Source organism: Shewanella sp. FJAT-51649, from assembly GCF_019457435.1.
Lineage (GTDB): Bacteria > Pseudomonadota > Gammaproteobacteria > Enterobacterales > Shewanellaceae > Shewanella > Shewanella mangrovisoli.
The window spans coordinates 3,699,660-3,721,748 of sequence record NZ_CP080411.1 but is presented as its reverse complement, the minus strand read 5'-3'; the positions used below and the strand labels follow the sequence as shown (position 1 = coordinate 3,721,748).

The window sequence follows — 22,089 nt, the reverse complement described above, 5'->3', positions numbered from 1 at the left end:
CTAGGTTGATGGACTAACCATACATGGTCGATTTTAATTCTAATCGATTAATATCATTGATGATTTAAGGATGTAACCATGCAAAAGAAGCCGTTAGTTATCGCCATTGCGATCGCATTAACGACTACGGCGCTAAGTTTCACGTTAGCGGCTGAAGAAGGTGTGACTGCGCAGCAAAAGGAGAAGAAACCGGGATTAGTCGAGACTGAGTTTGATGAAGTATTAGTCAGCGCGACACGCTTGAGTGAAAAAGTCTCCCAAACTAGCCGCAGTGTTGCCGTTGTGAGTGAAGAGCTGCTCAATGTGGCCCAGGCATCATCGGTTGCCGAAGCGCTAAAAAATGAAGCCAACATCACTTTAACCAATGGTCCGAGAGCTACGTCTCAAGGGGTTGAGATCCGTGGCTTAAGCGGCGATCGTGTATTACAAACCATTGATGGTGCAAGACAGAATACCAGTTCTGGTCACCGTGGTTCTTACTTTATGGATCCAGAATTACTCAAATCAATTGAGGTGATTCGCGGTCCTGCCAGTAGTCTCTGGGGCAGTGGTGCTATCGGTGGTGTGGTGGCACAGAATACTAAATCGGCTCAAGACTTCTTGGCTCCTAACGAAACCTTCGGTGGCTATCTAAAGCAAGGCTATGACACTAATGGCGACCGCACTAAAACCAGCGCTGCCGTGTATGGCCAACAAGATACTATTGATTGGTTAATCAATGGATCTTACTTCGACTCCAATAATATCAATACGGGTAATGACGAAACCTTAGCGAACAGTGCTTCTTTGGGGAGCAGTGGTTTGGCTAAGTTTGGATGGCAAGCCGATGAGGCTTCACGCTTAGAGTTGTCGGCAAGAGTTAGCAAGATTAATGAACTCGTGCCGAGTAATCCTTCCGCTGCGGTGAGCAGTTCAGTGCCTTTAGTGCGCCGCAAAACGGACGATCAAAACGTTACCCTTCATTACAGCTTGGCGCCGGCAAATAATCCGTATTTGGACACTAAAGTGCAGGTCTATTGGAATAGCACGGATTATGACGAAGATCGAGTGACCAAAGGTCAATTCGATAGCACCGAATACCGCACCATTGGCATCAATCTCAACAACCGTTCGCAACTTGGTAATACTAAGCTGACCTATGGTGTCGATGGTTATCGCGATACCCTTAAAACCGTTAGAGACGATAGGGGCCAAGTGGGGCAGCGCCCAGGGGATATCGATGGTGAGACCACAGTGTGGGGCGCCTTTACCCGTGCCGATATTCAATTGACCCAAACCGTCAATCTCGACGCCGCCTTACGTTATGACAGCTTCAAAAACGAGAGTCACAACCTCAATGCTTCTGCGGATGACAATGAGTTATCGCCTTCGCTGGGCTTAAGTTGGCAGACTCAGCCGTGGCTGACCTTAAGTGCACGGTATGATCAGGCTTTCCGTGCGCCGACGGTTGAGGAAATGTTTTCTACTGGTACCCATTATTGCATTCCGCCGATCCCCGGTTTTTTACCCCAAGGTCTGTGTAATACCTTTGTGACGAATGCTAACTTAAAGTCTGAAGTCGCCCGCAATAAAGAACTGAAAGCCGATTTTCGTTTCAACGACTTAGCCGGAGATGATGAGCTGGCTTTCACCTTAAACATCTTCCGTAACGATGTGGACGATTTTATCGTTCAGCAAGTCTCCAATCCGTTAATGGGGATCCCAGGATTTGAGCAAACCACCTCATGGAATAACGTGGAAGATGCGCAATTAACGGGCTTTGAGCTCAGCGGCCGTTATCGCATTGGGCAAACACGGCTGGCGATGAATTACGGTCAGACCCGAGGTGAAGACCGTAAGACTGGCGACTATATCGAAGGTATGCCCGCCAATAAGTTTAACGTCGATCTATCCCAAGGCATCATGGAAGGCGATATGAAACTCGGCACCCGAGTGACCTATGTCGCCAGCCAATCCAATACGCCCGAAGGTTATCGCGTGGCTAAGTATGACGACTATACCCTGTGGGATGTGTACCTCGCATGGGAGCCAGCGATGGGGGCTATGTCTGGCCTGAGAGTCGACTTTGCCATCGAAAACATTGGTGATGAGAAATACCAGCAGGCATGGCAGACCCTGTATCAACCTGGTCGCAATATGAAGTTGTCAGCACGTTATATGTTCTAGGCCCAGCTTTAGGAGATGCAAATGACACAGACAATCGACACTGAAATCAGTCACCCTAGCCATCACATAGATGCCGACTCGCAGTCCATGTTAAGGCAGCGCTTTGTCAGCCAGCCCGATTTAATGCCCGCACAACTGGCGAGTGAATTAGGGATTGCCGAGCTTGATGTGGTCGCGGCACTGCCGCAAGCGCAGCGGGTGTTTTTGCCTTTAACGCAAATCGATGAGCTGCTGCAGAGCTTACCCGAGTGGGGACCTCTGACCACGATAGTGATGCTCTCGGGCAGCGTTTTTGAATTTAAAGGTGATTTTCCCCAAGGGAAATTTGCCCATGGATATTACAACCTCTACAGCAAAGGCGATGGCCTTCATGGTCATCTCAAGCTGGATAACATGCGAGCGATCGCGCTAATCAGCAGACCCTTTAGGGGCAGCGAGAGCCATTCGATTAACTTTTTTGGTCCTCAAGGCGAGGTGGTATTCAAAGTTTATTTAGGACGAGACAAGCAAAGAGTGCTTTTTCCTGAGCAAGTTAGCCGTTTTAAAACGCTGGCGAGCACCTTTGCTACTCAACAGTCACCGATATAATTTATTAAGGTATCCAATATGAAGCCTGAAATCTCCGAGCAAGAACAACGTTTAAGGGACAAACTGTTACCCGAAATTGAGGCCTTTAAACAGCAGCGCCATACTTTGCAACTCGCAACAGTCGATACGGATGGGCAACCCAATGCCAGTTATGCGCCATTTGCCTTAGCCGACGATGGGTTTTACATCTTAGTGAGTGACTTAGCGCGTCACGGCCACAACCTTAAGCAGTCGACCAAGGTGTCTGTCATGCTGGTGGAGGATGAAGCCGAAGCTAAGTCCGTATTCGCCCGTAAACGCCTCACCTTCGACGCTTTGGCTCAAGCGGTTGAGCGGGATACGCCCACCTTTAGTAAGGGAGTCTGCCTGTTATCAAAACGCTTTGGCGACATGTCCGATAATCTCGCGGCACTGACGGACTTTAATCTGTATAAGTTAGCGCCCCATCAGGGATTGTATGTGAAAGGTTTTGGCCAAGCCTTTAGTCTGACGGGCAGTGAATTACTCGATGTTAACTGGAAGCGTGATGGGCACCATGGCACACCTAAAGCGCCCGAAGATATGCAAGTAGCTTAAGTCGAGTCTTAATAAATATCTGTATCTCACACTTCTGCGCCTTGAACTTGACCTACTCAAAGCAAAAGCATAAACCCGCTATCTAGGCGGGTTTATTTTATATTCCTCGAGGCATTTTGGTTTTGCCTTCATTCTTTGTTATTGCCCGCTTTGCAGCTACGTCTTGCGAAGGTCACTTTGTTTATCATGAGGGCTTTCGGGTATGCTCTGTTGATACTCGCTTGTGCTAAGGTTGATGAGCATATAAAGCCTAAGGATATCAATAGTGAACAAACCGCTAACTGAGCCTACAGAATCGAGTACACTTCCCCCACGATCATTACCAGAGTCCACTATGTCTCACAACGCTGCTAATTCTTCGATCCGCCAACGGGCGGTATTGCCCTGGATTTGGCAATTTCTTAAGCCCTATCGCCTGCGGGTGGTGGCGGCGATTGTATTTCTGTTGATTGGCTCCTTGGCCTGGCTATCCCTCGGGCAAGGCGTGCGGCTGATGGTGGACGAAGGTTTTATTAAGGATAACGCCCAGCGTCTCAATGAAATTATTCTGTTGGTGTTGCTGATCACTGCCGTGAGTGGCACAGCGGTGTTTTGCCGTTTTTATCTGATGACTTGGCTCGGCGAGCGGGTCAGCGCCGATATAAGGCTGACGGTTTATAACCAACTGCTGAAGCTGTCTCCGGCCTTCTATGCCAAAGTGCGTACCGGTGAGGTGATTTCGCGCTTTACCGCCGACTCGACTCTGTTGCAAACCGTGGTCGGCTCGAGTCTGTCGATGGCGCTGCGCTCCGGCGTGACTGTGATCGGCGGGCTGGCGATGATGGGGATCACCAGCGTGAAGATGACGCTGCTCGTACTACTGGCCGTGCCTTTGGTGCTAGGGCCTGTCGGTTTCTTTGGCCGAAAAGTGCGAACCTTGGCGCGGGAAAGCCAAGATAGGGTGGCGGATTTGGGTGCCTATGTGGATGAAACCTTACATGAAATCCATACAGTGCAAGCCTATGGCCATGAGGATAAGGACCGTAGTTTGTTCAATGGTCGTGTCGAAGATGTGATGACCGCCGCCAGTGGTCGCATTCGTTACCGCGCCATGTTGATTTCCTCCGTGATGTTTTTAAGTATTGCCGCCATAGCATCTGTGACTTGGGTCGGCGCCCACGATGTGATGTCGGGTAAGATGACGGGCGGCGAGTTATCGGCCTTTATGTTTTATGCCGTGATGGTGGCAGGTGCCGTCGCCACCATTAGTGAAGTCGTGGGTGAGATCCAACGCGCCTCAGGCGCCGCCGAACGCTTAATCGAATTGGCTGAAACTGAAGTCGATATTCCTGCGCCACTGGTGCCTAAAACGCTGCCTGCGAGAGTGCGTGGCGAGCTGCAATTGCAACAGCTGAATTTCCATTATCCCGAGCAAACTCAGTTAGTGCTCCGCGATTTAGAACTAATGATTACTGCGGGTGAACGGGTGGCCTTGGTCGGGCCGAGTGGGGCCGGCAAGAGTACCTTATTTCAGTTATTGCAGCGGTTTTATGTGCCGTCATCGGGCAGTATTCATTTGGATGGGATTGATATTGCTGAGCTTTCACCAAAGGATTTGCGGGCGCAATTTGCGCTTGTGCCGCAGGACTCAGTGATTTTTGCCACCAGTGTGCTAGAGAATGTGCGCTATGGCCGCGTCGATGCCAGCGAGCAGGAGGTGATAGATGCCTGTATCGCAGCCCGTGCCCATGAGTTTATCAGTGAGTTTAGTGAAGGTTATCAAACCTATTTGGGTGAACGTGGCGTGCGCTTATCCGGTGGTCAAAAGCAGCGTATCGCCATTGCGAGGGCCATTTTAGCCGACAGGCCTATCTTGCTGCTCGATGAGGCGACCAGTGCGCTCGATGCCTTAAGTGAGCAAAAAGTGAAGCAGGCTCTCGATGAATTGATGAAGGGGAAAACCACGCTTATCATCGCCCATCGCCTCGCCACTGTGATCAATGCGGACCGAATTATCGTGTTCGATAAAGGGCGTATCGTCGCCAGTGGTAAGCATCAAACTCTTATACAAACCAATGCCCTATATCGCGAGTTTGCCAGTTTGCAGCTGCTCACGGATGAAGTGAGTGCGCTGAGTGAGTAAGGTTCGGATGGGAATGTAACGTAAACAAAACCCCAGAGTGTTGCTCTGGGGTTTTGTTTTGGATTTAAGACTGCTCAAACACCACTGATGTTTAGGTATGTTTAAGCCTGATGTTTCAGTTCTCTGCGTAGAATTTTGCCCACAGTGCTCTTAGGTAGCTGTGGCATAAATTCAATCAACTTGGGCAGCTTGTAGGCGGTAAGTTGCTCGCGGCAGAAGTTAAGAATAGCGGTTTTCATCTGCTCATGATCTTGGTTGTCATCTTTTAGCACAACAAAGGCTTTGACCGCTTCTCCTGAGTGTTCATCCTTTACGCCAACCACGGCACATTCAATGATATTTGGATGGCTTGCGAGTACGTTTTCGACCTCATTCGGATAGACGTTAAAGCCGGAGACAATAATCATATCCTTTTTGCGATCAACGATTTGGTGGAATCCTTCCTCGTTCAAAATCGCAATATCCCCAGTTTTAAAGAAACCATCGGCAGTCATCACATTGGCCGTTTCTTGGGGATTATTCCAATAACCTAGCATCACTTGTGGCCCACGGGCGGCGAGTTCACCGGCTTCCCCTTGCGCGACTTCATTGCCGTTTTCGTCTAACAGTTTGACCTCAGTGCCGAGAACGGGCTTACCGATAGTGCCAATCTTCTGATATCCGGGGGCATTGAGTGAAATCACCGGTGAAGTTTCGGATAACCCATAACCTTCACTGATGGTATTGCCCGTGGTTTGCTGCCAGATATTGGCTGCGGCAGCGGTCAGTGCCGTACCACCCGAAATCGTGATTTTTAAATGACTGAAATCCAACGCCTTAAATTCGGGCTGATGGCATAGGGCGACAAAGAGAGTGTTAAGCCCCGCAAAACCGGTAAAAGGGTATTTCGCCAGTGTCTTGATTAAGCCACTAATATCACGGGGATTGGGGATTAATACCGAGCAACCACCACATTCAAAATACAGTACTAAGTTCACCATAAAGGCATAGATATGGTAAATCGGCAGTGGCGCGACAAAAATATCTTCGCCTTCAGTGATAACACTGCCAATACGGGATTTTACCTGCGCCGCATTGGCGAGCATATTACCGTGGGTCAGCATAGCGCCCTTGGAGAGGCCCGTTGTTCCACCTGTATATTGCAGCGCCGCTAAGTCATCTGCGGCGGGGACAAAACGGCTAAAGGGCAACTCAGCCCCTTGTTTTAGCACTTGGCAGAATTCGACATTTTTAAGCCCCGTTTTGGGCTGAACTTGTGGGTCGATAAGATCTAACGGGTGAGTGGAAATCACTAATTCAATTGGTGTGGTCGCAACCACTTTAGCAAGGGTTGGCAGCAGATCCGACAGCACCACTAAGGCCTTAGCACCTGAGTCATTAAACTGATGAATAAGCTCTCTTTCGGTGTAGAGCGGGTTAGTGTTGACTAGGATAAGTCCCGCCCGCAGCGCACCATAGGCCGCGATAACGAACTGGGTAATATTGGGTAATTGAATCGCGATTCGATCGCCGGGTTTTAGGTTAGTGTTATTCTGCAAATAGGCGGCAAAATAGCGTGAATCGCGCTCTATATCATTGAAGCTGCTGGTTTTCCCCAAACAAGCATATGCCGTTTTATCACCAAAGCGTTGGCTAGTGCGTTCGATTAAGTCTATGAGTGATGAGTATTTGCCAAGTTCGAGTTGTGACTCTTGATCGTATGCCATGCCTAACTACCTCAAATAGGTTTATCGTTGTTATTATTTTAAAATCAAACGAGTGTTTAGATTAGAAGGATTCAACCTGTCAGGTCAACGTTTATCGTTAAATTATTGTAGCAATTTGCACGGCTATCCAATTGTAAAAATAGAATTTTTACTCTAATAGAGGGCGGTGAACTGCAGTGCAAATTTACTACAGCACACCTGAATTTGAGATGAAAAAGCGAGGGTTAGCGTCGAAATTAACTGGGAGATTGCTCATCGTGGCGTAGGGTGAGCACTTCGTATCCCGTTGGGGTGACAAGTATCGTATGTTCCGATTGCGCCGAGAGTTTTTTATCGCGGGTGACAACCGTCCAACCATCTTTTTTGAGCTTTATCTTTTCAGTGCCCTGATTCACCATGGGCTCAATGGTAAACACCATCCCCGCTTTGAGCCTAAGGCCTTGATTCGGCTTTCCATAGTGAAGGACTTGCGGCTCTTCATGCATTTCTTGACCTATCCCATGGCCACAGTAATCTTTGACTATGCTATAGCCAAAGGATTGGGCATATTGTTGAATCGCATGGCCAATATCGCCTAGAGTCGCCCCAGGTTTTACCTGTTTAATCCCTTGCCACATGGCAAGATAAGTAACATCGGCCAGCTTCTTCGCTTCGGCGGGTGCCTGCGGCATCACATACATTTTACTGGAGTCGGCAATATAGCCGTCTTTCTCGAGGGTAATATCTAAGTTAATGATATCTGTGCTTTTGATGACCTCATTCGCAGAGGGCACACCATGGCAGACCACTTCGTTAATGGACGAATTCAGCACATATTGATAGCCATACTGACCTTTACTCGCGGGACGCGATTTTAGCTCATTGACAATAAAGGCTTCGACCGTATCGTTGATATCCATGGTGCTGATGCCGGGGCGGACATAGGTATCAAGCATTTGAAATACTTGAGCTAGTAATTGCCCCGCACGGCGCATCAGTGCAATTTCTTCGGCAGATTTTATCTTCACCTGATTATTCATCGGCCATTTCCTTTACTTGGGTCACGTTGGCTAGGTTCACGTCCGCAGATTTCATTAAATCGGCGACTAACTGATTAAAGGAGAGCTGTGGATGCAACTCTGCCAGCATCCCGATCCTTATCCAGAATTCCGCCTGCGAGTTGATTGAACGTGACATGACCGAACTTGCTTTTCTCAGCTCATCATGCAGTTCTTCGGAAATTTTAACTATGCCCATAAATATACTTTATATATGTTTCGTATATTTATTGTATTCGATCTATACGGTGATTCGTCAATGATAAATCGACGTTGGTTTGCAAAAATGACAGCCGAGCCTCTTCTAAGCAGTAGCCGTAAACGCAATACAGGCGCAAGATAAGTGGTTAGGAGGCAATGGTGGTGAATTGACGCACTTCATGTTTGTGCGGTGCTAGTTGAGGCTATTTAGCTGATTTAACGAAATAAGGTGAGTAGAAAAGCCCGGCGAACACAGTGATCCAACGGGCATCATTCATAGAAGTGACTAACGAGCATGCAATGTGCTCGTTTATCGGCGAGCACACTAGCACACTGCCGCATTACGCTAAGGGCTAAAGAAGCCGGTTTCTTGGCTAACGCTTTGTTCAGGTTTGCTGACATCTGTTACCGAGAATTCGATAATTTTGCGTCCCGCTGGGATTGCGTCCTTATCGGCTAATACTGTCACGGGATAATCCGACTGCTCGCCCGGAGCGAGGGTAATGACTGCGTCGGCAATTAAGCTGAAGGGCATTTCGCTGTTGACCGCGAGTTGATATTGCTTGGTTTGCTGAGTCTTGTTACGGATCTTCAGTTGGTAGGTATTTTCAACTTTGTTATCGGCGGTTTCGCGGTACAAGCTCTGTCTGTCACGAATAACGTTAAGCTGAATCTCACTGCGGCTGGAAAGATCTAAACCTATCACAACCAACATAATGACAACGGCGGCGCCGTAACCTAAAAAGCGTGGCGAGCGCCAGTTGGAATGGGCGATGCCCTTTAATTCATTCTCGCTGACATAGCTAATTAGATTTTGTTTGTAGTCGAATTTTTGCATGGTTTCATTACAAGCATCGACACAGGCGCCGCAGTTAATGCATTCGTATTGGAGGCCTTGGCGAATATCAATCCCCGTCGGGCAGACTTCGACACATAAGTTACAGTCAACACAATCACCGAGTTCAGTCTGTTGTTTGCGCTTACGTGGACCGCGCGCTTCGCCGCGTGCGGCATCATAGGTCACGGTTTTGGTGTTGGCATCGAACATCACAGCCTGAAAACGCGCATAGGGGCAGCAGTGTAAGCACATTTGCTCGCGCATCCAGCCTGCATTTAAGTAGGTACAAATCGCGAAAAACCATACCCAGCAGGTCGTCCAAAAGCCGGCATTGCCGGTAAAAATATCCAAGTAGAGTTCGCGGGCGGGGATGAAATAACCGATAAATCCACAGCCAGTAATTAAGGCGGCTAATCCCCACAGACCGTGTTTAAGGCTTCTTTTACCGAGTTTATTGGCTGACCATGGCGCCTTATCGAGCAATTTACGTTTGTTGCTGTTGCCCTCAATCCGGTTTTCGAGCCAGACAAACATAAAAGTCCACGCGGTTTGCGGGCAAAGATAGCCACACCAGACGCGCCCCCAAAACACTGTGATGAAAAACAATCCAAAGGCGGCGGCAATAAACACCCAAGCGAGTAAGGTGAAATCCTGTGGCCAGAGCGTGAGGCCAAAAAAGAAGAACTGCTGCTGACTCACATCCAGCAATATCGCTTGCCGACCATCAAAGGAAATAAAGGGCAGGGCAAAAAACAGCAGTACTAATAGGCTATTCATTGTGGTTCTCAGACGTTGAAAATAGCCCTTCTGTTCACGGAAATGAATCTGGCCACTGCTTTTAGGTGCAGGCTTATCGTCCGCCTGGATATTTTTTACGGGGATAAATTGCTCGGCAGAGGAGCGCTTGATGTTCTCACTCTGTAGGGTGTCACTCTTGGGCATATGCTGTCCTAACGGCTTAAATAAGATTCGGCTCCCTATAGCAAGCGTTAGGCCAAGAGTTATGTGCTTTAACGTATTGATATTTAATGGTTAAATAAAATGGCGATTTAACGTATGTCGCGATATATCGCTAATTGGCGATATATCGCGTTTTTTAAGGCTATTCTTCTGCAGGGGGTTGGCGTGTAATCCCGAGTTTCTTCATTCGCGATCTGAGTGTACTTGGCGGAACGCCGAGCACATTGGCCGCCCCATTGGGGCCCGAAATACGCCAATTGAGCTGCTTTAATGTTTGCTCTATATGCTGTGCTTCCGCCTCGGCCAAGGTTTGTAATGGTGAAGCTGCGGTTTGAGTCTGCAGATGATGCGTAGGCATGGCATGGATTTGTAAAATATCCGTTTGGGATAAAATGGCCTCCCGTTCGAGGATATTCTGTAATTCGCGCACATTGCCAGGCCAGCTGTAGGCCATCAGTTTTTGCAGACCTTTTTGGCTTACGCCGCGCAGTTTCTTACCGAGTTTGCGGTTTAGGGAATGCAAAATGTGGCTGACAAGCTCGGGCATATCTTCAAGCCTTGCCCTCAGCGGCGGCACTTGAATAGGGAAGACATTCAAGCGGTAATAGAGATCCATCCTGAATAAGCCCTGTTCAACGCGCTTGAGTAAATCATGGTGGCTGGCGGCGACTAAGCGAATATCGACCTTAATGGTTTCGCTGCCGCCGAGTCGCTCAAAGGATTGCTCTTGGATCACTCGCAGTAACTTAGATTGCGCCTCCAAACTTAATTCGGCCACCTCATCGAGAAACAGTGTGCCTTGATGGGCGAGCTCGAAGCGGCCCTTGCGCTGCTGAGTCGCACCGGTAAAGGCGCCTTTCTCATGGCCAAACAACTCACTCTCTAGCAGTGAGGCTGAAAACGCCGCGCAGTTAACGCTGATCATGGGTTTATCTTTACGGCGACTCAGTTGATGTAAGTTGCGGGCCACCAGTTCTTTGCCTGTGCCATTCTCGCCACAGATCAGTACGGTACTGTCGGTATTGGCCACCATATGCAGTTGCTGGATCATATGGCGGATCACCGCGCTACTGCCCGAAATATCCACATCGCCGGTCTTATCGGCTAACTCGGCTTGGAGATAGTGATTCTCGCTGGCAAGTTGCTCCGACAGAGCCTGAACCTGCGCCAAAGCTTGGCGTAGCGACTGCTCGGTTTGTTTCTGAATACTAATATCGCGAAATATCGCGACTACACCGATAAGCTTGTTATCCCGATAGACGGGCGTAGAGCTGTAATACACTGGAAAGCTGCTGCCATCCTTACGCCAGAATACATCGTGGGTAATTTCCCTTGCTATCCCATCTTTTAACGTATTGTAGATGGGGCAATCTTCCTGCGGATAATGACTACCATCCGCGTGGCTATGATGATGGCAATTATGGATATTTTTGCCGAGTAACTCTTCATTTTTCCAGCCCGTCATGCGCTCGGCGGCGGGATTGATAAAGACAGCATTACCATTTAAATCAAATCCATAAATACCTTCACCCACGGCATTAAGTAGTAATTGGTTCTCTGGCAGAAAATGTTTATCTAAGGGCATTGCGGCGGGCTCTATTGATGTCATTCAGCTGATTCCTTAATACGAATGAGTGCCCTAAGTATAACCCCTTGAGTCGTGTCGCGATATATCGTGAGTAACTCAGTGATGCTTGAAGTGAATGCTTTAGAGGCAAGCTTAGAGGTCTGACCATTAACCTGTTGATAATAAAAAGCTTATATTTTAATCGATCGAAAGTTGTATTTAATGCTGGCGTAAAGGATTAAATTGTTATAAAAATGTTTCATAAATATCTTTGGCTAAGTTGACCTGAACAAAGCAGGCTTGCCCTTAATACTGGGGATTCACGGCAACGCGGGGATGTTTATTGAAGTACGGTGTGAGTGAACGAACGAGTTAAATAGCGTTTTGGGGTTAGACGGTTGTAAGAGTACGGAGTAGTTTTCTGCCCACCTTTCCGGAAAATTGCTTTCTACTGATTTGAAGTGTGCAAAAAGGCTGCGATGCAGCCTTTTTTATTGCGCCAGCGTTGAGCTTTACGGCTTCGGTTTTTGAGGTTTAAGCCAAATTAACCGCTTACAGTGCTTTTGCCTGAGCTAAGCCATTAAGCACGGCCTCTATGGTGAGTGTTGAAGGCAGCACTATGCCGTTAGGTGCCCTTGGGCCATAAACCTTATTGTAAGGTGTGCCCGGTACGCCTTCATGCTTCATGTAACCCGCAATGGTGGAATCGGCTTCGCTCCAATTTCCCTGCATTAAAATAACCTTGTCGGCCATCAGCGCATTCACCACTTGCTCTCTATGGGTGACTTCAGCCTTGTTGGTTTGGCAAATGCTGCACCAGTCAGAGGTGATATCCACAAACACTGTGTAGCCATCGGCGACCAGTGGCGCGATTTTTTCAGGGGCCAGCGTGTGCCACTGCAGCTTTTGATAGGCTTGATAATCTTCGCCTTTATGTACAAAACCGATAATTCCGCCTAGGCCGACGGCGAAAAATCCCAACACAAAAATTACCGCCAGTGGAATGCGTTTACCTTTGCTGCGTTGCCAGATTAACAGGCCAATTGCGCCGACGAGTAATGCGAGAATGACCAGACTGATAAGAGTGATAGTGCCCATAGATGCCTACATGAGTTTTCGATAATCCAATCTATCTTAGCGGCTAACAGCTTAAATCTGCGTGAATTTATGCTTTAAAAGCCGATTAAACCTTTGACGCATTCGGTTGCAATTGTGCTTTTGCGCCGAGTGCACAGTCTTTGTAAGCTGGTGCACCAATAAAAAGATCAAAAAATAACTACTACAGAAGGGAAGAATAATTGATGCGAGCGCTAACAGAGAAGCAAACGCCCTCAGGGCTGAAATGGGCAAGTGTGTTGCTGCCCTTATTATTCACTGTGTCCATGGTCGGCCATGCCGAGCCAGCTAAAAAAAGCGATGCCAAAGTGGATAAGCTAGTGCCAGAGGTGGTGACCACTAAGCACAGAATGACGATTCAAAATCAGAAGATCAGTTATCAAGCCATCAGTGGTGAGACCATTTTAGAGGATGATAAGGGAGAGCCTCAGGCCAGCATCTTCTCTATTACGTATTTACGGGATGATGTGCAAGACAGCAGTAAACGCCCAGTCACGTTTATTTTTAACGGTGGCCCAGGTTCAGCCTCGCTGTGGCTGCACATGGGACTCTTTGGGCCAAAACGTGTGATTGTGCCTGGTGATGCTAAAGATGATGGTGCGGCGCCTTATCGGATTGAGGCCAACGATTACTCATTACTCGATGAGTCTGACTTAGTGTTTATCGACCCTGTAGGCACGGGTTTTAGCCGTGCCCTCGGAGAGAAGAAAGGCGCCGATTTTTGGGGCGTGAAAGAAGATGCCCAATCCATCGCCGAGTTTATGCGCCGTTGGTTGATTGAACATAAGCGTTGGAATTCACCTAAATATCTTGCGGGTGAAAGCTATGGTACGACGCGAGCCGCGGCATTAGTGGATGAGCTCCAAGGCGGTTGGACCGATATCTCGGTCAATGGCGTGATGCTGATTTCATCGATTCTCGACTTTAGCCACGCTCGCTATCAACCGGGTAATAACCAACCCTACATTGGTTTTTTACCAACCATGGCGGCAACCGCGTTTTATCACAATAAAGTCAGCGAGGCCGACAAGGCCTTGGGGCTCGAAGCGTTTATCGAACAGGCGCGTCAATTCGCAATTAAAGATTACGCCTTAGCCCTATTGCAGGGCAGCCGTTTGGCGCAAAGCGATTATCAGAGTGTACGCAAACAGTTGGCGCGTTTTACTGGCTTGAGTGGGTCTTACCTCGACCGAGTGAATTTGCGGGTGAGTGCGAGTCGCTACACCAAGGAATTGCTCAGGGATCAGGATTTGACGGTCGGGCGGTTAGACAGTCGTTACACCGGCAAAGATTACGACAGTGGCGGTGATTCGACCGATAACGACCCGTCAGGATATGGTATCGATGGTGCTTATACGGCGGCTATCCATCAATATTTATATGAGGATTTAGGGGTTAAGTTATCACGTCCCTTCAACGTGCTCTCCACCGATGTTAACCGTGGCTGGAACTGGAATATCAGTGGTAAGCAAATGCATTATGTGAATGTGGCGCCCTATTTAGGGCAGGCGCAACGCGAGAATAAAGACCTGCGCATTTTTGTTGGTAACGGTTATTTCGATTTTGCGACGCCCTTCTTTGCGACCGAAAATACCTTTGCCGATAATGGCATAGATAATAGCCGCGTCACTATGCATTACTACAAGGCGGGCCACATGATGTATATAGAGCCCGCATCGCTTGCGCAACTGGTGCAGGATATCCGCACTTTTTATCATCCTAACGCGGCGAAATGAGAGTGACCGTATTGTTTGGCCAGTGTTAAACTGCCACTCCTGTGAAGGCCCTATTGAGGGCCTTTTTATGCTTTAAAGGGTTAAAAATGAGCTTTAGTACTTGGTTAGGGTTATTGGCGATTTGTTGCTTGGGCGCTATGTCTCCCGGGCCGAGTTTGGCCATGGTTGTGCGTCATACCTTGGGCGGTGGTCGTGGCAAAGGGATCGTTTGCGCTTGGGCGCACTCGATTGGTATTGGCATTTATGCGTTAGTGACGTTACTCGGTCTAGCCGTTGTATTGAAAAAAGCGCCGTTGATTTTTAATGGGATCGCGATTTTAGGCGCGCTCTATCTCGCATGGATGGGGATCCAAGCATTGCGCTCAAACGGTGGCATGCAGGCAAAACTTGCGGCGGGGGAGGCGACGGATACGCTCACTGCGGCGCGCGATGGTATCGCGATTTCCCTGTTCAATCCTAAGATTATGTTGTTCTTTTTAGCGCTGTTTAGCCAGTTTGTCATGGTGGCCGATAGCTTGACGGGGCAAGCACTTATTGTGTTAACGCCGTTGGTGGTTGACGGGCTTTGGTATACCTTGATTGCCTTACTGCTGTCCCATTCGAGCGTATTGCCTAAATTGCGGGAAAAAGCAGGGCTTATTGATAAACTTTCTGGCGTGGTGCTGATCCTGCTCGCGATACGCGTGGTGTATACCCTCTAACGTATTGCAATGCGTTTAGAACAATGCGAAGAGATAAATGCACAGAGATAAGTGTTCAGATATAAAAAAACGCCATCCTAGGATGGCGTTTTTTATGGGATTTTGGCAGACGATGCTTGGCGTTTAGCGCATCATCAGCCTTTAAAGATTTGTACTGAATCATCCACTGCTTCTTCCTGCATAACGGGTGGATTGGCGATATGGTCGTCTAGGTTGTCGTTTAGCATTTCGCGGTATTCGGCGCTAAACCAGTCGAGCGCATTGTCTTTTTCAGCGCCTAAGTCGGCAGATTTAATCGCGGCTTCAAAGGCGTTAAAACGCGCTGCGGCAAAACGCAGGGCTGTGCCGACTTTACCGACATCACCTTCCTGCTGGCTTAGCTGATTGGCTAAGGCAATAAATTGATCGGCAAGTTCGAAAATCGTGGTGTTACTGGTATCAGTCATAGCGCTTACTCAAAATAATTTATTGGTGGGCGATTCTATCCTAAATTCGGCCAGAAGGAATCGTTAACGCTTAACTATTGGGATCTACATCTGTTGTACTCAGCCTAATACTTAGCAGGTCATCCATCGATCAATTGCGGTTGGTTTGAATAATTGTTTGGTAGCATTACCTTTTATATCAATTGGTTATTAGTTGTCCACTCAAGGCAGTAGATGCACATCAGTTCCGTCATCGTGGTTTGGAACCTTGCCGATTTGGGATATTGATAGTCTGCCGAAGTAAAACCTTTGCATGGCTATGTGAGGGGAATAATATCCGATTTAGCCTCCTGTGAGGATTCATCTTCTGTTCAGTTAGCCACTCGCATACTGCTTCTATCAACAGGAGAACCGTCATGAAAGCAATTAAACTTACTCTGTCAGCCTTACTACTCGCTGCAGCTTCATCTTCGGCCATTGCGGCAGATGTCGGAGTGTCGATTAACATCGGCGATCCAAACTTTTACGGTCAGATCAATATTGGTAATTTTCCTCGTCCACAGGTGATTTACGAACAGCCTATTATCATCGAGCAGTCGCGGGTCGTGTATGAACCTATCTATCTGCACGTACCGCCAGGTCATGCGAAAAAATGGGGACGCTATTGTGCCTCCTATGGGGCCTGTGGTCGTCCGGTCTATTTTGTGCAAGATGGCTGGTATCGTGACGAATATGTCCCTCGCTACCGCACCTATAAACAGGATAAGCATCACCACAAACATTACGACAAACATGATCGCCGCAAAGATTGGGATGACGACCGTGGTCATGGTCACCGTGGTCGTGATTAACAAGGATTGTTTACACAAACGCCCCTATCAATGTAGTTGATGCTTAGCAGATCTATATGCGAGTCAAAGCGTCTAGGAGCCGCACTCGGCTTTACTCGATTGCACTCTCGCAATAAGGTAGGGATAGTAATCGATTGCCTTGTGCTAAAGGGCGGCGATGGATTTAGGTCATAATATGCTTGAGATATCTCAAGACTAGGGAATAAAAACCTGAGTTGGCTTGTCATGTTACGCTATCACTTTTAAGCTAACGGCATTCTAACCAGAGGAAAAGATTGTGACTGTGGCAACTTGGCAGGAATTTATCGATTATCAACGTGCTCAACCCTATTACCAGCAGTTGATTGCATTTGTGAATCAAGAGCGTGCGTCGGGTAAGGTGATTTATCCCCCCAAGGAGGATGTGTTCAACGCCTTTAAGACAACTCCCTTGGAAAAGGTGCGTGTGGTACTTATCGGCCAAGATCCCTACCATGGTCCCGACCAAGCCCACGGCCTGTGTTTCTCGGTTAAACGAGGCATTAAACCGCCACCATCGCTGGCCAATATGTATAAAGAGTTAGTGAACGATATTCCCGGTTTCCAAATCCCTAACCATGGCGATTTAACCCAATGGGCGGAGCAGGGGATCTTAATGCTCAATACCGTGCTGACGGTGGAGCAGGGGCAAGCTCATTCACACGCCAATGCGGGCTGGGAAACTTTTACCACTGAGGCATTAAAGCTGCTTAATGCGCAGGAGCAGCCGATTATTTTCGTACTCTGGGGCAGCCATGCCATCAAAAAAGGGGCGGTGATTACTGCGCCACAGCATCAAATTTTGTCGGGGCCGCATCCGTCACCGCTCTCAGCTTATCGCGGCTTCTTCGGTTGTGGGCATTTTTCTAAAGTGAACCAACTGCTGATGGCAAGGGGCGAAGCACCGATCCAATGGCAGGTTTAAGTTCACTTTGATAAAGAATGTTAAAAATAAAAAGGCCTTGCTAAGCAAGGCCTTTTTATGAGTTTATCGCAGCCAATTAGTGGTTGCGGTCAACTGAGATTTTTGCCAGCGAAATTAATGCGGTTTTGAAATCACTGTCGGGTAATACCGCCAGCGCTGCAATCGCCTTGTTGGATTCTTCAATGGCTTTTTGCTGAGTGTAAGTGAGCGCGCCGCAGTGATGCAGAGCGGCAACAATTTTCTCAATGGCGTGGGTGCCATCACCTTGCTCAATTGCTTGACGAATGAGTTGCTGCTCTTCTTCCGTTCCATGGGCAATGGCATAGATCAGCGGTAAGGTCGGCTTACCTTCGGCGAGGTCATCACCGATGTTTTTACCTAACTCTTCACTGTCGGCGGTGTAGTCGAGTAAATCATCTGTTAACTGGAAGGCAGTGCCTAAATATTTACCATAGTCGCCTAATGCGGCCTCTTGCTCAGGAGTCGCGCCGGCTAATACGGCAGCCAGTAAAGTAGCGGCTTCGAATAGCTTGGCGGTCTTACAATAGATCACCCGCATATAGCTTTCTTCTGTGGTATTTGGGTCATTACAGTTCATTAGCTGTAATACTTCCCCCTCGGCCAATACGTTGGTGGTATCGGCTAATACACGCAGTACGCGCATGCTGTCGAGTTCGGTCATCATTTGGAATGAGCGGGTATAAAGGAAGTCACCCACTAATACACTGGCGCTGTTACCAAAGAGTGCGTTGGCGGTTTCGCGGCCGCGTCTGAGGGTCGATTCATCGACCACATCATCGTGCAGTAATGAAGCGGTATGAATAAATTCAATAATCGCGGCAAGCTTAAGGTGAGCTTCACCTTGGCAGTCGACGGCGCGTGCTGCGAGGACGGACAGTAAAGGACGAAGACGTTTACCACCACCATTAATAATGTAGAAACCTAACTGGTTTATCAGGGCGACATCTGACTCCAGCTGTTTATAGATCAGCTGATTGACTGCTTGCATATCAGTGTCAGCCAGTTGACGAATAGCGTTTAAATCCATAATAGACTCTGGTTGTGGGGCCATTACGTACCCGGCCTCTATTTTAGGCTCACGTGTTATATAGAATGAATTTTACCTAAAATTCCGACATATGACAGTACTCACACTACTAATGTGCGAGTTATTCCGGCCTTTTTTTATTCTTTCCTAATTAGGGCTTGCCAGATAAGGATTCTTCGCGTAAACTCCGCGCCCATTGTCAATAAAGTTTTTGTAGCACCCTGCCTCCCATAGTGTGAGCCAGCGTGTTAGGAATATCGGAGTAAAATAGCTATGTACGCTGTTTTTCAAAGTGGTGGTAAACAACACCGTGTAGCCCCAGGCCACACAGTTCGTTTAGAAAAATTAGAAGTTGCTACTGGTTCAACTGTTGAATTCGATCAAGTATTACTGATCGCTGACGGTGAAAAAGTGCACGTTGGTGCTCCTTTAGTAGCTGGCGGTAAAGTCGTTGCTGAAGTAGTAAGTCATGGTCGTGGCGAGAAAGTAACTATCGTTAAGTTCCGTCGTCGTAAGCACCACGACAAGAAGTTGGGCCACCGTCAGTGGTTCACCGAAGTTAAAATTACTGCTATCAACGCATAATAGGAGTCTAACTCATGGCACATAAAAAAGCTGGCGGTTCTACTCGTAACGGCCGTGATTCAGAAAGTAAACGTCTTGGTGTTAAGCGCTTTGGCGGTGAATCAGTTCTAGCTGGTAACATTATCGTTCGTCAACGTGGTACTAAATTCCACGCTGGTGTAAACGTGGGTATTGGTCGTGACCACACTCTGTTTGCTCTGACTGACGGTAAAGTAAAATTCGAAGTTAAAGGTCCTAATAACCGTAAGTTTATTAGCATCGAAGCTTAATTTTCGAGTCTAGCTTATACTGTAAAGCCCCGCCATTGGTGGGGCTTTCTGTTTTTTATGCTTCTATTTACCTGCGTTTCTGGTGAGTTTGGTAAATCTTTATCAAATTGAGGGCGTTGGCTGGTAAGATTGGGAGCAAGTATCTCGAGTTTTTTGGCGACCGATGAAGTTAAACGGTATAATTCCTTCATTCAGTGATGCCAGGAGTAAGTATGAAGTTTGTCGATGAGGCAGTTATTAGGGTCGAAGCAGGCGACGGCGGTAGCGGTTGTGTGAGTTTCAGACGCGAAAAATATATCCCCGATGGTGGTCCTGATGGTGGTGATGGTGGCGATGGTGGCAGTGTCTATCTGCAGGCCGATGAAAACCACAACACCCTGATTGAATACCGGTTTGAACGTTTTCACATGGCTGAGCGCGGTGAAAACGGCCGTGGCCGTGACTGTACCGGCCATAGCGGTAAAGATTTGATTTTAAAAGTGCCTGTGGGTACGCGTGCTATTGATGATGAAACCGAGGAAGTCCTCGGCGATTTAACCACCCATGGCCAAAAGCTATTAGTGGCTAAAGGCGGATTCCACGGCTTAGGCAACACGCGCTTTAAGAGCAGTACTAACCGTGCTCCACGTCAAAAGACCTTAGGTACTCCGGGTGAAGTACGTAGCCTGAAATTAGAGCTGCTGTTGTTAGCCGACGTAGGCTTGCTCGGTATGCCTAACGCGGGTAAATCGACCTTTATTCGCGCGGTATCACGTGCAACGCCAAAGGTTGCCGACTACCCCTTCACGACGTTAGTGCCTAACCTCGGTGTGGTTAACCCCCGCCCTGGTCAAAGCTTTGTGATCGCCGATATTCCTGGTTTGATTGAAGGCGCGGCAGAAGGTGCGGGTTTAGGTATTCGCTTCTTAAAACATTTAGAACGTTGCCGTATTCTGTTGCATATCATCGATATCGAGCCAATTGATGGCACAGATCCTGTGGATTCTGCCCGTGCGATCGTCGGTGAACTTGAAAAATATTCGCCAAAATTGGCAAGCAAGCCACGTTGGTTAGTCTTTAACAAAGCGGATCTGCTGCTCGAAGACGAGCTGAAAGAGAAGGTCGCTCGCGTAGTTAAGGAATTAGGTTGGGAAGGTGATGTTTATACCATTTCTGCCTATAGCCGCGATGGCACTAAAGAGTTAGCCACCAAGCTGCTGGACTTCATCCAAAGTCTTCCACCGGAAGATAAAGATGCGAACCCAGATGCAGAGGTTGAGTTCAAGTGGGACAATTATCATCAAGCCAACATTGATGCGATCAATGAAGACTATGACGATGAATTCGACGATGACTTTGATGATGACGACTACGATGTAGAAGTGATCTACCAAAGATAATATCCCTATCTAAGTTTTGAGAGTCCCGTGTACGCAGATACTCAAAATGATATTACTCGGCAGGTTGTGCGTGTCGCACAACTGCTACTGGCCTACGGTGCTGAATCTGATTTAGTTGAAGAAATCAGTCAGCGCCTAGGTCAGGCCTTAGGATTGGCAAGTGTTGAGCTTTCCATCTCCTCTAATTCCCTCGTGTTAACCAGTTTAGTGCATGGTCGCTGTATCACGACGACGCGTCGGATCCGCGAGCATGGCATCAATATGACCATAGTCTGCGAGTTACAGCGCATCTGTTTATTGACGGAAAAAGGTCTCTATGGCCCGAACGAAGTGCGTAAACGCCTAGCGCGGATTGAACCTAAGACCTATCCACCATATCTGGTTATCTTGATGATAGGCCTGTCCTGCGCAAGCTTCTGTCATCTATTTAATGGCGATGTCGCCGCTTCAATCATCACTTTTTTTGCCTCTGCAGTAGGGATGTCGGTGCGCCTTGCGATTGCCAAGCGGCATTTTAATTTGCTGGTTAATTTTGCGGTGACGGCATTTGTCACTAGCTTATTGGCGCAGACGGGTTATGTGTTTAACTTGAGTGAGACCCCGCAGGCGGCCATGGCGGCCAGTGTGTTGATGTTGGTGCCGGGTTTTCCGATGATCAATGCGATTTCTGATATGGTCAAAGGCCATATGAACGTGGGGATTTCCCGCTGGGGCCATGCCACCTTGCTTACGGTGTCATCCGTTATTGGTATCACCATTGCGATGCAGCTAGGGGGGATCTTCCTATGATCGCCTTACTGTGGACGCTATTGCACGATGCCTTTTTCTCGGCAATTCCCGCTGTCGGCTTTGCTATGGTGTTTAACGTGCCGAAACGTTTCTTACCCTACTGCGCGCTTGCAGGCGCCATAGGACATAGCTCACGCACGCTAATGTTGCAATTTGGCTTGCCTATCGAATGGGCGACCTTTGCCGCCGCGGCTTTAGTGGGGACTATCACTATCGGCTTTGCCAAGCGTCACCTCGCGCCGCCCTTGATGTATGCCGTTGCGGCGATTATCCCGATGATCCCTGGCACCTATGCCTTTAATACCGTAATAGCCCTAGTGCAATTAACGGCGCAGTCGCAGGTCAGCCAAGAACTGACTGGACAAGTGATCAGTAACGGCTTAAAAACCGTGTTTATCTTAGGCGCACTGTCGGTAGGCCTTGCTTTACCGAGTCTACTGTATTTTAGAACCCGCCCTGTTATTCAATAAAAACAATACCAAAGGA

At 48.1% G+C, this 22,089-nt stretch carries 21 protein-coding genes; 13 read left to right on the top strand and 8 right to left on the bottom strand.

Annotation, left to right across the window (positions count from 1 at the left end):
- Nucleotides 1-78: 78 nt before the first annotated feature.
- The 4 genes from K0H59_RS16375 to K0H59_RS16360 all read left to right on the top strand — a co-directional run bounded on the left by K0H59_RS16375 (nucleotide 79) and on the right by K0H59_RS16360 (nucleotide 5,452).
- Nucleotides 79-2,166 carry a TonB-dependent hemoglobin/transferrin/lactoferrin family receptor gene (locus K0H59_RS16375; protein ID WP_220053717.1) on the top strand — a complete coding sequence of 696 codons (2,088 nt, stop codon included), beginning with the start codon at nucleotides 79-81 and terminating at the stop codon, nucleotides 2,164-2,166.
- A 21-nt stretch (nucleotides 2,167-2,187) separates the two neighbouring features.
- Nucleotides 2,188-2,754 carry a heme utilization cystosolic carrier protein HutX gene (gene hutX / locus K0H59_RS16370; protein ID WP_220053716.1) on the top strand — a complete coding sequence of 189 codons (567 nt, stop codon included), beginning with the start codon at nucleotides 2,188-2,190 and terminating at the stop codon, nucleotides 2,752-2,754.
- Nucleotides 2,755-2,772: 18 nt separating this feature from the next.
- Nucleotides 2,773-3,330 carry a heme utilization protein HutZ gene (gene hutZ / locus K0H59_RS16365; protein ID WP_220053715.1) on the top strand — a complete coding sequence of 186 codons (558 nt, stop codon included), beginning with the start codon at nucleotides 2,773-2,775 and terminating at the stop codon, nucleotides 3,328-3,330.
- Nucleotides 3,331-3,664: 334 nt separating this feature from the next.
- A complete protein-coding gene (locus K0H59_RS16360; RefSeq protein WP_258405852.1) occupies nucleotides 3,665-5,452 on the top strand; it encodes an ABC transporter ATP-binding protein/permease in 1,788 nt (595 codons plus the stop codon).
- A 101-nt stretch (nucleotides 5,453-5,553) separates the two neighbouring features.
- On the opposite strand, the gene K0H59_RS16355 is transcribed toward K0H59_RS16360, so the two are convergent.
- The 6 genes from K0H59_RS16355 to K0H59_RS16330 form a co-directional block, all read right to left on the bottom strand.
- The gene (locus K0H59_RS16355) at nucleotides 5,554-7,158 is read right to left on the bottom strand and encodes a long-chain fatty acid--CoA ligase (RefSeq protein ID WP_220053713.1); all 1,605 of its coding nucleotides are present in this window, start codon (nucleotides 7,156-7,158) and stop codon (nucleotides 5,554-5,556) included.
- Between the two features lie 236 nt (nucleotides 7,159-7,394).
- Nucleotides 7,395-8,177, bottom strand: coding sequence for a type I methionyl aminopeptidase (map, locus tag K0H59_RS16350; protein WP_220053712.1), 783 nt, complete (start codon nucleotides 8,175-8,177; stop codon nucleotides 7,395-7,397).
- The gene (locus K0H59_RS16345; protein ID WP_011621680.1) at nucleotides 8,170-8,394 is read right to left on the bottom strand and encodes a ParD-like family protein; all 225 of its coding nucleotides are present in this window, start codon (nucleotides 8,392-8,394) and stop codon (nucleotides 8,170-8,172) included. The genes map and K0H59_RS16345 overlap by 8 nt, the downstream gene beginning before the upstream one ends.
- A gap of 348 nt (nucleotides 8,395-8,742) precedes the next feature.
- Nucleotides 8,743-10,176: a cytochrome c oxidase accessory protein CcoG gene (gene ccoG / locus K0H59_RS16340; protein WP_220053711.1), complete on the bottom strand. Its 1,434-nt coding sequence runs from the start codon at nucleotides 10,174-10,176 to the stop codon at nucleotides 8,743-8,745.
- 160 nt (nucleotides 10,177-10,336) lie between these two features.
- Nucleotides 10,337-11,803, bottom strand: coding sequence for a sigma-54-dependent Fis family transcriptional regulator (locus K0H59_RS16335; protein WP_220053710.1), 1,467 nt, complete (start codon nucleotides 11,801-11,803; stop codon nucleotides 10,337-10,339).
- Between the two features lie 510 nt (nucleotides 11,804-12,313).
- The gene (locus K0H59_RS16330; RefSeq protein WP_088210347.1) at nucleotides 12,314-12,859 is read right to left on the bottom strand and encodes a thioredoxin family protein; all 546 of its coding nucleotides are present in this window, start codon (nucleotides 12,857-12,859) and stop codon (nucleotides 12,314-12,316) included.
- A 203-nt stretch (nucleotides 12,860-13,062) separates the two neighbouring features.
- On the opposite strand from K0H59_RS16330, the gene K0H59_RS16325 reads away from it, so the two are divergent.
- A complete protein-coding gene (locus tag K0H59_RS16325) occupies nucleotides 13,063-14,613 on the top strand; it encodes a S10 family peptidase (protein ID WP_258405851.1) in 1,551 nt (516 codons plus the stop codon).
- 86 nt (nucleotides 14,614-14,699) lie between these two features.
- A complete protein-coding gene (locus K0H59_RS16320; protein ID WP_011621685.1) occupies nucleotides 14,700-15,314 on the top strand; it encodes a LysE family translocator in 615 nt (204 codons plus the stop codon).
- Between the two features lie 134 nt (nucleotides 15,315-15,448).
- Here the strand turns inward: K0H59_RS16320 and K0H59_RS16315 are convergent, their stop codons facing one another.
- Nucleotides 15,449-15,760, bottom strand: coding sequence for a DUF3144 domain-containing protein (locus tag K0H59_RS16315; RefSeq protein WP_220053708.1), 312 nt, complete (start codon nucleotides 15,758-15,760; stop codon nucleotides 15,449-15,451).
- Nucleotides 15,761-16,155: 395 nt separating this feature from the next.
- Between K0H59_RS16315 and K0H59_RS16310 the strand changes: the two genes are divergently transcribed.
- Together K0H59_RS16310 and ung are read left to right on the top strand one after the other, a co-directional pair.
- Nucleotides 16,156-16,590, top strand: coding sequence for a hypothetical protein (locus tag K0H59_RS16310; RefSeq protein WP_088210351.1), 435 nt, complete (start codon nucleotides 16,156-16,158; stop codon nucleotides 16,588-16,590).
- Nucleotides 16,591-16,867: 277 nt separating this feature from the next.
- Nucleotides 16,868-17,533, top strand: coding sequence for a uracil-DNA glycosylase (gene ung / locus K0H59_RS16305; protein ID WP_088210352.1), 666 nt, complete (start codon nucleotides 16,868-16,870; stop codon nucleotides 17,531-17,533).
- 76 nt (nucleotides 17,534-17,609) lie between these two features.
- Here the strand turns inward: ung and ispB are convergent, their stop codons facing one another.
- Nucleotides 17,610-18,581: an octaprenyl diphosphate synthase gene (ispB, locus tag K0H59_RS16300; RefSeq protein ID WP_140418320.1), complete on the bottom strand. Its 972-nt coding sequence runs from the start codon at nucleotides 18,579-18,581 to the stop codon at nucleotides 17,610-17,612.
- A gap of 273 nt (nucleotides 18,582-18,854) precedes the next feature.
- On the opposite strand from ispB, the gene rplU reads away from it, so the two are divergent.
- From rplU to K0H59_RS16275, 5 genes are all read left to right on the top strand, one after another.
- Entirely contained in the window at nucleotides 18,855-19,166 is a 312-nt protein-coding gene (gene rplU / locus K0H59_RS16295; RefSeq protein ID WP_011073451.1) for a 50S ribosomal protein L21, read from the top strand.
- Between the two features lie 14 nt (nucleotides 19,167-19,180).
- Nucleotides 19,181-19,435 (top strand): 50S ribosomal protein L27, encoded by a 255-nt coding sequence (gene rpmA / locus K0H59_RS16290; RefSeq protein ID WP_007650346.1) that lies wholly within the window; start codon nucleotides 19,181-19,183, stop codon nucleotides 19,433-19,435.
- A 212-nt stretch (nucleotides 19,436-19,647) separates the two neighbouring features.
- Entirely contained in the window at nucleotides 19,648-20,814 is a 1,167-nt protein-coding gene (gene cgtA, locus K0H59_RS16285) for an Obg family GTPase CgtA (protein ID WP_011621692.1), read from the top strand.
- A 27-nt stretch (nucleotides 20,815-20,841) separates the two neighbouring features.
- Nucleotides 20,842-21,603 (top strand): threonine/serine exporter family protein, encoded by a 762-nt coding sequence (locus K0H59_RS16280; RefSeq protein ID WP_011718036.1) that lies wholly within the window; start codon nucleotides 20,842-20,844, stop codon nucleotides 21,601-21,603.
- A complete protein-coding gene (locus K0H59_RS16275; RefSeq protein ID WP_011621694.1) occupies nucleotides 21,600-22,073 on the top strand; it encodes a threonine/serine exporter family protein in 474 nt (157 codons plus the stop codon). Before K0H59_RS16280 ends, K0H59_RS16275 begins: the two co-directional genes overlap by 4 nt.
- The last annotated feature ends 16 nt before the right edge of the window (nucleotides 22,074-22,089 follow it).